Source organism: Pseudomonas sp. JV414 (assembly GCF_032424305.1).
In the GTDB taxonomy this organism is placed as follows: Bacteria; Pseudomonadota; Gammaproteobacteria; order Pseudomonadales; family Pseudomonadaceae; genus Aquipseudomonas; species Aquipseudomonas lini.
Genome location: NZ_VYKC01000007.1, coordinates 161,771 through 177,290 on the forward strand (window position 1 = coordinate 161,771; position 15,520 = coordinate 177,290).

Consider the following 15,520-nt stretch of genomic DNA (forward strand, 5'->3'; position numbering starts at 1 on the left):
GACCCACGGCTCATACCGTCGGGATCTGACCAGTTCATGCGTGGGCTCTCGGTTTGCTGCATGCAATGGTTTGAGAGCAATGAAGCCCCACGTCCCCGGAAGGGACAACGGCTCATTGCACAACACTAAAAAGAGGGAGCGTCATGCGCCATACCTTGGTTTTATCCGCATTGCTGGGCACCGGCCTGCTGGCCGTCACTTCCATTAGCCAGGCCGCCAATAACAGCCTGGTGTTCTGCTCCGAAGGCAGCCCGGCGGGCTTCGACACCGCGCAATACACCACGGCGACCGATAACGATGCCGCCGAGCCGCTGTACAACCGATTGGCAGAGTTTGAAAAAGGCGCCACCAACGTCGTACCTGGCCTGGCCACTAGCTGGGATATTTCCGAGGACGGCCTCAAGTACACTTTTCACCTGCGCGAAGGGGTGAAATTTCACACGACCAAATACTTCACACCGACTCGCGATTTCAACGCCGATGACGTGCTGTTTACCTTCAATCGCATGCTCGATCCTCAGCAACCCTTCCGCAAGGCTTATCCAACCGAGTTCCCGTATTTCAACGGAATGAGCCTGAACAAGAACATCGCCAAGGTCGAGAAGACCGGGCCGCTGATCGTGGTGATGACGCTCAACAGCGTCGACGCCGCGTTCATCCAGAACATCGCCATGAGTTTCGCCGCGATCCTTTCCGCCGAATACGCCGACCAGTTGCTGGCCTCCGGCAAGCCGAGCGACATCAACCAGAAGCCGATCGGCACTGGCCCGTTCGTGTTCAAGAGCTACCAGAAAGATTCCAACATCCGTTACAGCGGCAACAAGCAGTACTGGGACCCGAGCCGGGTCAAGCTCGACAACCTGGTTTTCGCCATCAACACCGACGCCTCGGTGCGCGTGCAGAAGCTCAAGGCCAACGAATGCCAGATCACCCTGCACCCGCGCCCGGCCGACGTGACCGCGCTGAAAAACGATCCGAAACTGCAACTGATCGAGAAGCCCGGCTTCAACCTCGGTTACATCGCCTATAACGTGCGGCACAAACCGTTCGATCAGCTCGAAGTGCGCCAGGCGCTGGACATGGCGGTGAACAAGCAAGGCATTCTCAACGCCGTCTATCAAGGCGCCGGTCAACTGGCGCAAAACGCCATGCCACCGACCCAATGGTCCTACGACGAGACGATTAAAGACGCCGCCTACAACCCGGAAAAAGCCAAGGAACTGCTCAAGGCTGCCGGTGTGAAGGAAGGCACCGAAATCACCCTCTGGGCCATGCCGGTCCAGCGTCCGTATAACCCCAACGCCAAGCTGATGGCCGAAATGCTCCAGGCGGATTGGGCGAAGATCGGCCTCAAGGTCAAGATCGTCAGCTACGAATGGGGCGAGTACATCAAGCGCACCAAGAACGGCGAGCACGACATCAGCCTGATCGGCTGGACCGGTGACAATGGTGATCCGGACAACTGGCTCGGCACGCTTTACAGCTGCGATGCCATTGGCGGCAACAACTACTCCATGTGGTGTGATCCGGCTTACGACAAGCTGATCAAGCAGGCCAAGGTCGTGACCGACCGCGACCAGCGCACCGTGCTCTACAAACAGGCGCAGCAGTACCTCAAGCAGCAGGTGCCGATCACGCCGGTCGCCCACTCGACGGTCAACCAGCCGTTGAGCGCCAAAGTCGAAGGATTCAAGGTGAGTCCTTTCGGTCGCAATGTGTTCTCGGGCGTCAGTATCGACCAATAACCGATTAGCCAGAACGCTGGGGGCGGATTCCGCCCTCACGCAAGCGTATTGCCGTAATTCGCCAATCTGGTCTATAGCAAACGTTTGCGATGCCTGTATGAGTTGCAAAACCAAATAGCCGGATCACCAAAAAAGACCGGCATTAAAAAAAAGAAAGTAAGGAGCTTCACCCATGAAACTGAGCAGCACCGCGTTATTGGCCTTGGCCATCAGCAGCGTGACCGCTACGGCGTACGCTGAATCCCAGAGTCAGGCTTTCACCCCGGTTACCGTGAAAGAGAAAAGTGCTCAGAGTGAAGCCACAGGCTTTGTCGAAGGCCAATCGATCACAGGGAGCACGCGTAACTGGTATGCCAACGAGCAACTGAAACGTGGTTCCAAGTTCAGCTACCAAAAAAACGGTTCACCGACCCCAACTGATCGTCGTATCAACTGGGTCCAGGGCACCATCATCAAGTACAACTCGGGGTTCACTGAAGGCACTGTTGGTTTCAGCACCGAAGTAGCTGCCTACAATGCTATTGCCCTGGACCGTGATCGCAAAGACCTGGCGTCCGCAAACGGCGGTGCTCCAGAACCAGGTCGTGGTGGCCGCGGCAACAACCGTACGCTGACCAAAAATGGCGGCGACGCAGTAGGCCAGTGGAGCAAACTGGGCCTGGCCAACGTCAAGGCCCGTGTCTCCAACACCACCCTGACCGCCGGCCGCCAGAACTTCAGCAGCCCACAGGTCGACGTCATCGGTAACCGTCCTCTGCCGTCGAGCTTCGAAGGTGTGAGCCTGCACAGCGAAGAGCTGGAAAACCTGTCTTTTGACATCGGCACCTTCGACCGCAACTCTCCTCGTACGGAACAAAGCCAGCGCAAGTTCCGCTCCGAATACGGTAACGGCGAGGCCGAAGCCGACCACATCTACACTGCGGGTCTCACTTATCAGCCATTCGCCAGCCTGACCACCAGCCTCTGGGGCACCCAGGCTGAAGACCTGTGGGACCAGTACTACTTCGGCGCCAGCCATGTGTTGGGTGACAGTTCGGTACTGAGCCTGACCACCGGCTTGAACTACTACAAAACGGTCGATTCGGGTTCGGCCAAACTGGGTGAAATCGACAACGACACTTACTCCCTGTCGCTCGGCCTGACCCACCAGGCCCACAGCCTGACCTTCTCGTACCAGGAAGTGAACGGTAACGAGTACTTCGACTACCTGCACGAAACCAACGGCATCTACCTGGCCAACTCCCTGCTGTCGGACTTCAACGGCCCGAACGAGAAGTCCTTCCAGATCGCTTACGGTCTGAACATGGCTGAATACGGCGTTCCAGGCCTGAAATTCAACATCTACCAGGCTCGCGGCTGGGGTATCGACGGTACTCACTACAATGGCAACAAAGGCGTGGCCGACAAAGGTTACGACGGCATCCAGATTCAAGATGGCGAACACCATTACGAATACGGCATCGGCGCTTCGTACGCCGTGCAGAGCGGTCCACTCAAGGCCACCGCTATTCGCGCCACCTACACCGCTCACCGCGCCAGCGAAAACCAGTCTGATGGCAGCATCAACGAGTTCCGTCTCGTGACCACCATTCCGTTCAACATTTTGTAAAACGCACGCCTGCGGCTGACTCATGATGAGTCGGCCGTCTGGCTTTTCTGTTCAACCGATTGCAGAGGGCTCTAGATGAAAATGCTTCCCCTACGAGCGGCCATCGCTGCCGCGTTGCTGAGTGTCGCCGTCGGCGCCTCGGCCAAACCCTTGGTGGTCTGTACCGAAGCCAGTCCGGAAGGCTTCGATATGGTCCAGTACACGACTGCAGTCACCGGCGATGCGGTGTCCGAAACCATTTTCAATCGTCTGGTGGGCTTCAAGCCAGGCACCACTGAAGTAATTCCGGCATTGGCCGACTCGTGGGACATCAGCGAGGACGGTCTGACCTACACGTTCCACCTGCGCAAAGGCGTCAAGTTTCACACCACCGATTATTTCAAGCCGACCCGCGACATGAACTCCGACGACGTGGTCTGGAGCTTCCAGCGTCAACTGGACCCGAAACACCCATGGCACAAACTGTCGAGCGTGGGCTTCCCGTACTTTGAAAGCATGGGCTTCAAAGAGCTGCTCAAAAGCGTCGAGAAGGTCGACGACAACACGGTCAAATTCACCCTGACCCGCCGTGAAGCGCCGTTCCTGGCCGACATCGCCATGGCCTTCTCCTCGATCTACTCCGCCGAGTACGCCGATCAGTTGCTCAAAGCCAACAAGGCCGGCGACCTGAACAGCAAGCCAATCGGCACCGGCCCGTTCGTCTTCCAGCGTTACGCCAAGGACGCTCAGGTCCGCTTCAAGGCCAACCCGGATTACTTCGGTGGCAAGCCCCCGGCTGATCCGCTCATATTCGCGATCACCATCGACAACAACGTGCGCCTGCAAAAACTGAAGGCCGACGAATGCCAGATCGCGTTGTATCCCAAACCCGATGATGTCCCTAGTATCAAAGCCGACCAGAACCTGAAGGTCGACGAACTGGCCGCAATGACCACCAGCTACACCGCGATGAATACCACTCGCAAATACATGAGCGATGTACGCGTACGCAAGGCGATAAACATTGCATTCGACAAGCCGACTTACGTCACTAGTTTGTACGGCAAGGGCAACGCCGTCATTGGTACCGTTCCCTATCCTCCGACCCTGCTAGGCTTCAACGACAAACTGAAAAACCCACCGCGCGACCTTGATAAGGCCCGTGAACTTCTCAAGGAAGCGGGTGTACCGGAAGGTACCGTGCTGACGCTGTTTACCCGCAACGGCGGCGGCCCCACCAACCCGAATCCACTTCTGGGCGCGCAAATGATGCAGTCGGATCTGGCACAGATCGGGCTCAAGCTCGACATCCGGGTCATGGAATGGGGAGAGATGCTCAAGCGTGCCAAGAATGGCGAGCACGACTTGGTATCGGCAGGCTGGGCCGGCGATAACGGCGACCCGGATAACTTTCTTACGCCGAACCTGAGTTGCGACGCAGCGAAAAACGGCGAAAACTACGCCCGGTGGTGCAACAAGGAATTCCAGGACTTGATCGACAAGGCTCGCGGCGGCACTGACCCGGCTGCCAGGGCGGCGCTCTACGAACAAGCGCAGGAAGTTTTCGACAAGGACCAGCCATGGATTCCCATGGCCTATCCGAAAATGTTCACGGCAATGCGCAAAAACGTCGAGGGCTACCACCAGAGTCCTCTCACAACCAATAACTTCGCCACCACCCAGGTGAAGTAGATAAGAAACGCCCGGCATCGCTGACCCCAGCACTGCCGGGCACGCCTAACCGGCTGATGAGGTACCACACAAGATGTTTAGTTTTATTGCCCGCCGATTGGGGTTACTGATCCCCACGTTCTTCGGCATCACCTTGCTGACTTTCGCGTTGATTCGCATGATTCCAGGCGACCCCGTGGAGGTAATGATGGGCGAACGCAGAGTCGACCCCGAAATGCATGCTCAGGCAATGGAACGCCTAGGTCTGAACAAACCCCTGTATGCCCAATATCTGGATTACATCGGCAAGTTGGCCCACGGCGATCTCGGCGAATCCCTGCGTACCCGTGAAAGCGTCTGGACCGAGTTCAGCTCTCTATTCCCCGCGACCCTGGAGCTGTCCATGGCCGCCCTGTTGTTCGCCGGCATCCTGGGCCTTCTGGCCGGGGTGATCGCGGCACTCAAGCGAGGATCCCTGTTCGACCATGGGGTGATGGGCATCTCCCTGGCGGGATACTCGATGCCGATCTTCTGGTGGGGCCTGATCCTGATCATGTTCTTCTCGGTGAGCCTGGGCTGGACCCCGGTGTCCGGGCGGATCGACCTGCTCTACGACATCGAGCCGCGCACTGGCTTCATGCTGATCGATACGCTGCTGGCCGATGACGTCGGGGCGTTCTTCGATGCCCTGCATCACCTGATCCTGCCGGCCATCGTGCTCGGCACCATCCCGCTGGCGGTGATCGCGCGGATGACCCGTTCGTCGATGCTCGAAGTGCTGCGTGAAGACTACATCCGTACCGCACGCGCCAAAGGCCTGTCGCCCTCGCGCGTGGTGTTCGTTCACGGCCTGCGTAACGCACTGATTCCGGTGCTGACCGTCGTCGGCCTGCAAGTCGGCACACTGCTGGCCGGTGCGGTCTTGACCGAAACTATTTTCTCTTGGCCCGGCATCGGCAAATGGCTGATCGAAGCCATTGGCGCACGGGACTATCCCGTGGTGCAGAACGGCATCCTGTTAATCGCCTGCCTGGTGATTCTGGTCAACTTCGTAGTGGACGTCCTCTACGGCTTTGCCAACCCACGCATCCGTCATCAGCGCTGAGATCAAGACCATGACCACTCTCACTACACCGGTAGCAGTCGATCAAAGCCTGCTGTACCCGTCTCCGTACAAAGAATTCTGGCAAGCGTTCTCCAAGAACAAAGGCGCCGTCGCCGGCCTGATGTTCATGCTGCTGGTGATTTTCTGCGCGATCTTCGCTCCATGGGTCGCACCGCATAACCCGAGCGAGCAGTACCGCGACTTCCTGCTGACCCCGCCGTCCTGGCTGGAAGGTGGGCAAATCCAGTTCCTGCTCGGCACCGATGAACTGGGTCGCGACCTGCTGTCGCGACTGATCCACGGTTCGCGCCTGTCCCTGCTGATCGGCTTGTCGTCGGTGGTGATGTCGCTGATTCCGGGCATCCTTTTGGGTCTGTTCGCCGGGTTCTTTCCGCGCGTGCTCGGCCCGACCATCATGCGTCTGATGGACATCATGCTGGCCCTGCCGTCCCTGCTGCTGGCCGTGGCGATTGTCGCCATCCTCGGCCCTGGCCTGATCAACACCATTATTGCCATCGCCGTGGTTTCGTTGCCGTCCTATGTTCGTCTGACCCGCGCCGCGGTCATGGGCGAATTGAACCGCGACTACGTGACCGCCGCGCGCCTGGCCGGTGCCGGTCTGCCACGCCTGATGTTCGTCACCGTGCTGCCCAACTGCATGGCGCCGCTGATCGTTCAGGCCACGCTGAGTTTCTCCTCGGCGATTCTCGATGCCGCGGCACTGGGCTTCCTCGGCCTTGGCGTACAACCGCCAACGCCTGAATGGGGCACCATGCTGGCTTCGGCTCGTGACTACATCGAACGTGCCTGGTGGGTGGTGAGCTTGCCTGGCTTGACCATTTTGCTCAGCGTGCTGGCAATCAACTTGATGGGCGACGGCCTGCGCGATGCGCTAGACCCGAAACTCAAGAACGCCGCCTGAGGAGATTAAAATGTCACTGTTAGAAATCAAGAATCTCAACGTTCGCTTCGGCGACGCCAACGCCGTTCCGGTGGTCGACGGTCTCGACATTACCGTGGAGAAAGGCGAAGTGCTGGCCATCGTTGGCGAATCGGGTTCCGGCAAGTCCGTGACCATGATGGCGCTGATGGGCCTGATCGAGCATCCAGGGATCGTCACTGCCGACGCCCTGAATTTCGACGGCAAGAACATGCTCAAGCTCAGCAACCGTCAACGTCGGCAAATCGTCGGCAAAGACCTGGCCATGGTGTTTCAGGACCCGATGACCGCGCTGAACCCGAGCTACACCGTCGGTTTCCAGATCGAAGAAGTGCTGCGCCTGCACCTGAAAATGTCCAGTAAACAAGCCCGCAAGCGTGCCATCGAACTGCTGGAAAAAGTGGAAATCCCGGGCGCCGCCAGCCGTATGGACGCCTACCCGCATCAACTCTCCGGCGGCATGAGCCAGCGTGTTGCTATCGCTATGGCGATTGCCGGCGAACCGAAACTGCTGATCGCCGACGAACCGACCACCGCGCTGGACGTAACGATTCAGGCACAGATCATGGACCTGCTGCTGGCCCTGCAAAAAGAGCAGGACATGGGCCTGGTGCTGATCACCCACGACCTCGCGGTCGTGGCCGAAACCGCCCAGCGCGTGTGCGTGATGTACGCCGGCCAAGCGGTGGAAGTCGGTCAGGTGCCACAACTGTTCGACATTCCGGCGCACCCGTACAGCGAAGCACTGCTCAAGGCCATTCCGGAACACAGCCTGGGTGCCGCGCGCCTGTCGACACTGCCGGGCATCGTTCCCGGTCGCTACGACCGCCCGCAAGGCTGCCTGTTGTCACCGCGCTGCCCCTACGTGCAGGACAACTGCCGCACCCAGCGTCCGGCCCTTGACCAGAAAAGCAACAGCCTCGCCCGCTGCTTCTACCCGTTGAATCAGGAGGTGGCGTAATGGCCGTCGTACTTACCGCCCGCGACCTGACCCGTCACTACGAAGTGTCCCGTGGCCTGTTCAAGGGGCATGCGACCGTGCGCGCCCTCAACGGTGTGTCGTTCGAACTGGAAGCCGGCAAGACCCTCGCCGTCGTGGGCGAATCGGGTTGCGGCAAATCCACCCTGGCCCGTGCCCTGACGCTGATCGAAGAACCGTCCTCCGGTTCCTTGAAAATCGCCGGGCAGGAAGTCGCCGGCGCCGACAAGGCTCAACGCAAGCAACTGCGCAAAGACGTGCAGATGGTGTTCCAGAGCCCGTACGCGTCGCTGAACCCACGGCAGAAGATCGGTGATCAGCTTGCAGAGCCTTTATTGATCAACACCAACCTCAGCGCCTCGGAACGTCGCGAGAAAGTCCAGGCAATGATGAAACAGGTGGGCTTGCGTCCCGAGCACTACCAGCGCTATCCGCACATGTTTTCCGGCGGTCAGCGCCAGCGGATCGCCCTGGCCCGCGCAATGATGCTGCAACCGAAAGTGCTGGTGGCGGACGAACCAACCTCGGCGCTGGACGTATCAATTCAGGCGCAGGTACTCAACCTGTTCATGGATTTGCAGCAAGAGTTCAACACCGCCTACGTGTTCATCTCCCACAACCTGGCCGTGGTGCGTCACGTCGCCGATCACGTGATGGTGATGTACCTCGGTCGCCCGGTGGAAATGGGCCCGAAAGAGGATATCTACACCCGCCCTCTGCACCCGTACACCCAGGCGCTGTTGTCGGCCACTCCGACCATCCACCCGGATCCGGACAAGCCGAAAATCAAGATCGTCGGTGAATTGCCCAACCCGCTGAACCCGCCGTCCGGCTGCGCCTTCCACAAGCGCTGCCCGTACGCGACCGAGCGCTGCAGCGTCGAAGAGCCGGCCCTGCGCCTGCTCGACACCCGCCAGGTGGCTTGTCACTACGCCGAGCAATTCCTCGACGGCGCGGCATAAAATGTGGGAGCGGGCTTGCTCGCGAAAGCGGTCTGTCAGTCGACATTGATATTGACTGGCATGACGCCTTCGCGAGCAAGCCCGCTCCCACAGAGATACTTGACCTGTTCACCAACCCCTTTTATTCCGATTGCGCATCAGTCGGGGAGAGGGGTTTTTCTTTTGTCCGTCATTTACGTTTGCGTGTCTTCCTCATCCTCTTCCTCATCGACGTCTGGGTCGTCCTCATCTGCTTCGGTCGCAGCGATCATCAGCTCGCTGTGCACGCCTTGCCCGTTCAAGGCCTGTTTTTCATGGTTCTCACATTCCGCCCACGCCACCGCCGACGTGCCGAGGGACAGCATCACCAAAACCTTAAGCAACAACACAATTCGTTGATAAATACTCATAGTCGATTCCATCCTTTCTTGAGTGACGCGTGGATGCCTGAAAGGTACTGAGTGAAATTTAGTTCCGATTGACCGGGTTCTCCAGACAGGACGCTACCGGGTAGCAGAAAATCCCGCTGGCGAAGAGATTGGTTTGGAATAGGAGTTATGCCGAAAAGATCAAACACCAAATCAAAAGATCGCGGCCTTCGGCAGCTCCACACGGAATCGAGTACACCTGTAGGAGCTGCCGAAGGCTGCGATCTTTTGATCTTTTCCATAAAAAAGGCGAAGCCCGAAAGCTTCGCCTTTTATGTACCAACCACCTTTACCGCTTAGTGATGCTCACGCGTCGCACGGAATTTCACATCCGGCCAACGCTCTTCCATCAGCGCCAGGTTGACCCGCGTCGGAGCCAGGTAGGTCAGGTGACCACCGCCATCGACCGCAAGGTTTTCCACGGCCTTGACCCGGAATTCCTCAAGCTTCTTCTTATCGTCGCAATCAATCCAGCGCGCGGAATAAACAGTGATCGGCTCATACGAGCACTCGACCTTGTATTCCTCTTTCAAACGGCTGGCGACCACATCGAACTGCAGCACACCAACGGCGCCGAGGATGATGTCGTTGCTGCGCTCGGGGAAGAACACCTGAGTGGCGCCTTCTTCGGCCAGTTGCTGCAAGCCCTGACGCAGTTGCTTGGATTTCAGCGGATCACGCAGACGCACGCGACGGAACAGTTCCGGGGCGAAGTGCGGAATGCCGGTGAAGCCCAGGACTTCGCCTTCGGTGAAGGTGTCGCCGATCTGGATGGTGCCGTGGTTGTGCAGGCCGATAATGTCGCCGGCAAACGCTTCTTCCAGTTGCTCACGCTCGGAAGAGAAGAACGTCAGCGCATCGCCGATCCGCACGTCTTTGCCGGTGCGCACGTGGCGCATTTTCATGCCTTTTTCGTACTTGCCGGAGCAGATCCGCATGAAGGCGATGCGGTCGCGGTGTTTCGGGTCCATGTTCGCCTGAATCTTGAACACGAAGCCGGCGAATTTCTCTTCAACCGGTTCCACGGTGCGTTCGTTGGCGACACGGGCCAGCGGTTTCGGCGCCCAGTTGACCACGGCGTCGAGCACGTGATCGACACCGAAGTTACCCAGTGCGGTACCGAAGAATACCGGGGTCAGTTGGCCGTCGAGGAATTCCTGTTGATTGAATTCGTGGCAGGCGCCCTGCACCAGTTCCAACTGATCAACGAAGCGATCGTACTCGTCGCCCAAGTGCGCGCGGGCTTCATCGGAGTCGAGCTTCTCGATGATTTTCACATCGGTGCGCTCGTGGCCGTGGCCAGCGGTGTAGACGATGATGTAATCGTCGGCGAGGTGGTAAACACCCTTGAAATCGCGGTAGCAACCGATCGGCCAGGTGATCGGCGCAGCCTTGATCTTCAGGACCGCTTCGATTTCGTCGAGCAGTTCGATCGGGTCACGAATGTCACGGTCGAGTTTGTTGATGAAGCTGACGATCGGCGTGTCACGCAGACGGCAGACGTCCATCAGCGCGATGGTCCGTGGCTCTACACCCTTACCGCCGTCGAGGACCATCAATGCCGAGTCCACTGCCGTCAGAGTGCGGTAGGTATCTTCGGAGAAGTCTTCGTGGCCCGGGGTGTCGAGCAGGTTGATCATGTGTTCGCGATACGGGAATTGCATGACCGACGTGGTAATCGAGATACCACGCTGCTTTTCCATTTCCATCCAGTCGGAGGTGGCATGGCGGTCGGATTTTCGAGATTTCACCGTGCCAGCAATCGCAATCGCCTTGCCCATCAGCAAGAGCTTCTCGGTGATGGTGGTTTTACCGGCATCGGGGTGGGAAATAATGGCGAAAGTGCGGCGTTTCGCGACTTCGGCGGCCTGTTTGGTCATGGGAAATCGCCTGGCAGGTGATTCAAAAAAGGGCGGCGAGTATAGCGCAAACCGTGCCCTACGGACCACCGTCCGTAGGGCTTCCCTACCACCGCATTCCCTGTAGGAGCTGCCGAAGGCTGCGATCTTTTGATCTTGTTTTTTTTCAAGACCACCGAAGATCAAGATCAAAAGATCGCAGCCTTCGGCAGCTCCTACGGTGGCTAAATGCTGTTAATTATGGAACCTTTTAAAAGGTGCAGACGTCCACTCCCCTGTTACGGCACTCGTACCAGGGGCTGAAAAATCAGCAAGTTAGCCTGACGAGGCTGCGCTTATGGCTCGATTTCATGCCGTTTTACCGGCACTGATAGAGCTGCTTTTCGCGAACACCGACTTCGGCAGCCAGGAATGGCATTGCCACACGAAGCGGTGTCCGCCGACTGAAAAAAGGAGTCCGCCTGTGGCTATTCGCTATGGCAAAGGGCTGATAGGAGGTGCGGTTGTCGTCGCCCTTCTGGCCCTGCTGGTCCACTGGATTGGCATCAACACGATCGAACAGTACCGCGACGATTTGTTGTTTTACCTGCAAGCTCATCTGATTCTCGTCCTCGTTTCCATGCTGGCCGCCCTTGTAGTGGGCATACCCGCCGGCATCTTCCTCAGCCGCCCGACCATGGTGGGCCGCGCTGAACGCTTCATGCAGATCTTCAACATCGGCAACACCGTGCCGCCTCTTGCCGTACTGGCCATCGCCCTGGGTATCCTCGGCATCGGCAGCGGCCCTGCGATCTTCGCTTTGTTCCTCGCCTCACTGTTGCCGATTGTGCGCAACACCTATGAAGGGCTGAAAAACGTTCAGGGTTCGCTCAAGGAAGCGGCCGTTGGCATCGGCATGACACCGACTCAGGTGCTGTGGCGGGTCGAGCTGCCGAACGCCGTGCCGATCATCATTGGCGGCGTGCGCGTGGCGCTGGCGATCAACGTCGGTACCGCACCGCTGGCGTTCCTGATCGGCGCTAACAGTCTGGGTAGCCTGATTTTCCCCGGCATCGCCCTGAACAATCAGCCGCAACTGCTGCTCGGCGCGGCCTGCACCGCCCTGCTGGCCTTGCTGCTCGACGGACTGGTGACACTCGCCAGCCGCCTCTGGCTCGAACGCGGCTTGCGCCCGTCTTAAGCCTCGGCAAAGGAATAAACATGAAGACATTTAGCTTTTTACTAGGCTGCGCCCTGCTGTTCGCAGGATTTGCCCAAGCCGCTGAAAAACCCGTGATTCGCATTGGCGCCCGGGTGTTCACCGAACAAACCCTGCTGGCAGAAATCACTTCCCAATACCTGCGCACCAAGGGGTACGAAACCCAGGTGACCGGCGGTCTGGGCAGCAACCTGGCTCGCAGCGCCCACGAAAGTGGTCAGCTGGATTTGATGTGGGAATACACCGGCGTGTCACTGGTGGCTTACAACCACGTCACCGACAAGCTCGACAGCGCTCAGTCCTACGCCCGAGTGAAAGAACTCGACGCGAAAAAAGGCCTGGTCTGGCTCACCCCGTCGAAGTTCAGCAACACCTACGCCCTGGCCCTGCCGGAAAACACCGCAAAAGCCTATCCGCAGATCAACACCATCAGCGAGCTGAACACGGTGCTGCAGGCTGAGGCGAAGACCCATCACCTCGTCGCCCTGGACACCGAGTTCGCCAATCGTTCCGACGGTCTCGATGGCATGGTCGATCTCTACGGCATGAACCTGACGCGTAAAAACATCCGTCAGATGGATGCCGGGTTGGTCTACACCGCGCTGCGTAATGGCCAGGTGTTTGCCGGTCTGGTCTACACCACCGACGGTCGTTTGAACGCCTTCAAACTCAAGTTGCTGGAAGACGACAAGCATTACTTCCCCGACTACACCGCCGCCCCAGTGGTGCGTCAGGTTTACCTCGACGCCCACCCGAAACTCGCCGAAGAGCTCAAGCCACTGGCCGAACTGTTCGACGACGCAACCATGCGCCAGCTCAACGCGCGGGTCGATGTCGATCACGAAAGCCCTTCATCCGTTGCCGCTGATTTCCTGCGCCAACACCCCATCAACTGAGGAGGAAAAGACATGGAATTTCTGAACGCCTTTTCCCATCTCGATTGGCCGCAGGTTTTGCACCTGACCGGGCAGCACATCACTCTGGTCGGCATCGCCGTGACCCTGGCGATTCTGGTCGGCGTGCCGCTGGGCATCCTGATGACCCGTTTCCCGACACTGGCCGGCCCGTTGCAAGCCAGCGCTACGGTGTTGCTGACCGTGCCGTCGATTGCGCTGTTCGGCCTGCTGCTGCCGTTCTACTCGAAATTCGGCCAGGGCCTCGGCCCGATGCCGGCGATCACCGCGGTGTTTCTGTACTCGCTGCTGCCGATCATGCGTAACACCTATTTGGCGCTGACCGGCGTCGAACCGGGCATTCGCGAAGCAGCGCGCGGCATCGGCATGACCTTCGGCCAGCGCCTGCGCATGGTCGAGCTGCCTATCGCCGTGCCGGTGATCCTCGCCGGCGTACGCACCGCCGTGGTCATGAACATTGGTGTGATGACCATCGCCGCGACCATCGGCGCCGGTGGCCTCGGTGTGCTCATTCTCGCTTCCATCAGCCGCAGCGACATGTCGATGCTGATCGTCGGCGCCGTGCTGGTCAGTCTCCTGGCCATCTTCGCCGACCTGCTTCTGCAATGGCTGCAACGCACGCTGACTCCAAAAGGATTGCTCAAATGATCGAACTTCAAAACCTCAGCAAGACCTTCCAAAGCAACGGCAAAGATGTGAAAGCCGTGGACTCGGTAAGCCTGACCGTCAATGAAGGCGAAATCTGTGTGTTCCTGGGGCCATCGGGCTGCGGTAAAAGCACCACGCTGAAGATGATCAACCGCCTGATCAAGCCAACCTCGGGCAAGATCCTGATCAACGGCGAAGACACCACTGACCTCGACGCCGTGACCCTGCGTCGCAACATCGGTTATGTGATCCAGCAGATCGGTCTGTTCCCGAACATGACCATCGAGGAAAACATCACCATCGTTCCGCGTCTGCTCGGCTGGGACAAACAGAAATGCCACGACCGCGCCCGCGAGTTGATGAGCATGATCAAGCTCGAACCCAAGCAGTATCTGACTCGCTATCCCCGTGAGTTGTCCGGTGGCCAGCAGCAGCGGATCGGTGTGATTCGCGCACTGGCGGCGGATGCGCCGCTGTTGTTGATGGACGAACCGTTCGGCGCGGTCGACCCGATCAACCGCGAGATGATTCAGAACGAGTTCTTCGAGATGCAACGGGCGCTGAACAAGACCGTGATCATGGTCAGCCACGACATCGACGAAGCAATCAAGCTCGGCGACAAGATCGCGATTTTCCGCGCGGGCAAACTGCTGCAGATCGACCATCCGGACACGCTTCTTGCGCACCCGGCGGATGACTTTGTCAGCAATTTCGTCGGCCAGGACAGCACCCTCAAACGTCTGTTGCTGGTGAAAGCCGAAGACGCGGCGGACAACGCACCCTCGGTGAGCCCGGGAACTCCGGTGGCCGAAGCGCTGGAATTGATGGACGAACACGACCGTCGCTACGTGGTGGTTACCTGCGCCGAGAACAAGGCCTTGGGCTACGTGCGCCGTCGCGACCTGCACCGCCAGACCGGCACCTGCGTGCAATACCTGCGCGAGTTCAACGCCACCGCGGCCTACGACGAGCATTTGCGCATCCTGCTGTCGCGCATGTACGAGTTCAACCGCTCGTGGCTGCCGGTGATGGATGCCGAGCGGGTGTTCCTGGGTGAAGTGACTCAGGAGTCGATTGCCGAGTACTTGAGCTCCGGTAAATCTCGTGGGGGCAAGACCAGTATTGTTTCGCCAGCTGAGACTGCTGTCGCCTAATCTGACGGCTTCGCGGGCAAGCCTCGCTCCTACAGGATTGGTGGCGTGCATTAATTTTTTGCACGACGCCAAACCTGTAGGAGCGAGACTTGCCCGCGAATGGGGCACCACAAATACCCGCCGAATCCCCTCAAATATCCCTCCACAGGGAACATCACACTGTCATGCAGGTCGGTTACATCAGTAGCTACCCAGCACCGCACGACGGAAGCGTGCAAAAACGCGACATTTTTTGTTGATCTCAAGCTCCTCACGCCCTAAAGTTCGCGCCGAACGTCCATGCTGGAAACGATCCATCCGGCTCAAGTACTGACGACGAGACAGCAAGGCCAAGGGAAAGCACCGCTTCC

The 15,520-nt window shown here is 58.6% G+C and carries 13 protein-coding genes; 11 read left to right on the forward strand and 2 right to left on the reverse strand.

Annotated elements, in window-relative coordinates; all coding sequences use genetic code 11:
• The first annotated feature begins 143 nt into the window (after positions 1–143).
• The 7 genes from F6R97_RS10450 to F6R97_RS10480 all read left to right on the forward strand — a co-directional run bounded on the left by F6R97_RS10450 (position 144) and on the right by F6R97_RS10480 (position 8,990).
• The gene (locus F6R97_RS10450) at positions 144–1,745 is read left to right on the forward strand and encodes an ABC transporter substrate-binding protein (protein WP_315866491.1); all 1,602 of its coding nucleotides are present in this window, start codon (positions 144–146) and stop codon (positions 1,743–1,745) included.
• A gap of 172 nt (positions 1,746–1,917) precedes the next feature.
• Positions 1,918–3,354: an OprD family porin gene (locus tag F6R97_RS10455; RefSeq protein ID WP_038978935.1), complete on the forward strand. Its 1,437-nt coding sequence runs from the start codon at positions 1,918–1,920 to the stop codon at positions 3,352–3,354.
• A 75-nt stretch (positions 3,355–3,429) separates the two neighbouring features.
• Positions 3,430–5,025, forward strand: coding sequence for an ABC transporter substrate-binding protein (locus tag F6R97_RS10460; protein ID WP_315866492.1), 1,596 nt, complete (start codon positions 3,430–3,432; stop codon positions 5,023–5,025).
• A 73-nt stretch (positions 5,026–5,098) separates the two neighbouring features.
• Complete coding sequence (locus F6R97_RS10465) at positions 5,099–6,109, forward strand: ABC transporter permease subunit (RefSeq protein ID WP_038978933.1); 1,011 nt, start codon at positions 5,099–5,101, stop codon at positions 6,107–6,109.
• A gap of 10 nt (positions 6,110–6,119) precedes the next feature.
• Positions 6,120–7,031, forward strand: coding sequence for an ABC transporter permease subunit (locus tag F6R97_RS10470; RefSeq protein ID WP_038978932.1), 912 nt, complete (start codon positions 6,120–6,122; stop codon positions 7,029–7,031).
• Positions 7,032–7,041: 10 nt separating this feature from the next.
• Positions 7,042–8,010, forward strand: coding sequence for an ABC transporter ATP-binding protein (locus F6R97_RS10475; protein ID WP_050681312.1), 969 nt, complete (start codon positions 7,042–7,044; stop codon positions 8,008–8,010).
• Complete coding sequence (locus tag F6R97_RS10480; protein WP_305448184.1) at positions 8,010–8,990, forward strand: peptide ABC transporter ATP-binding protein; 981 nt, start codon at positions 8,010–8,012, stop codon at positions 8,988–8,990. The genes F6R97_RS10475 and F6R97_RS10480 overlap by 1 nt, the downstream gene beginning before the upstream one ends.
• Positions 8,991–9,163: 173 nt before the next feature.
• Here F6R97_RS10480 and F6R97_RS10485 read toward each other — a convergent pair whose 3' ends face one another.
• Both F6R97_RS10485 and F6R97_RS10490 read right to left on the reverse strand, forming a co-directional pair.
• Positions 9,164–9,379, reverse strand: a complete 216-nt coding sequence (locus tag F6R97_RS10485) for a hypothetical protein (RefSeq protein WP_038978929.1) — start codon at positions 9,377–9,379, stop codon at positions 9,164–9,166.
• 314 nt (positions 9,380–9,693) lie between these two features.
• Positions 9,694–11,277, reverse strand: coding sequence for a peptide chain release factor 3 (locus tag F6R97_RS10490; RefSeq protein WP_038978928.1), 1,584 nt, complete (start codon positions 11,275–11,277; stop codon positions 9,694–9,696).
• A 442-nt stretch (positions 11,278–11,719) separates the two neighbouring features.
• Here F6R97_RS10490 and F6R97_RS10495 point away from each other — a divergent pair, with 442 nt between their 5' ends.
• The 4 genes from F6R97_RS10495 to F6R97_RS10510 are packed head-to-tail and all read left to right on the forward strand — an operon-like array spanning position 11,720 to position 15,170.
• Positions 11,720–12,436 (forward strand): ABC transporter permease, encoded by a 717-nt coding sequence (locus F6R97_RS10495; RefSeq protein WP_007900385.1) that lies wholly within the window; start codon positions 11,720–11,722, stop codon positions 12,434–12,436.
• Between the two features lie 20 nt (positions 12,437–12,456).
• Positions 12,457–13,350, forward strand: a complete 894-nt coding sequence (locus F6R97_RS10500) for a glycine betaine ABC transporter substrate-binding protein (protein WP_315866493.1) — start codon at positions 12,457–12,459, stop codon at positions 13,348–13,350.
• Positions 13,351–13,362: 12 nt separating this feature from the next.
• Positions 13,363–14,016, forward strand: coding sequence for an ABC transporter permease (locus tag F6R97_RS10505; protein WP_038978925.1), 654 nt, complete (start codon positions 13,363–13,365; stop codon positions 14,014–14,016).
• Complete coding sequence (locus F6R97_RS10510) at positions 14,013–15,170, forward strand: ABC transporter ATP-binding protein (RefSeq protein ID WP_315866494.1); 1,158 nt, start codon at positions 14,013–14,015, stop codon at positions 15,168–15,170. The genes F6R97_RS10505 and F6R97_RS10510 overlap by 4 nt, the downstream gene beginning before the upstream one ends.
• Positions 15,171–15,520: the final 350 nt, after the last annotated feature.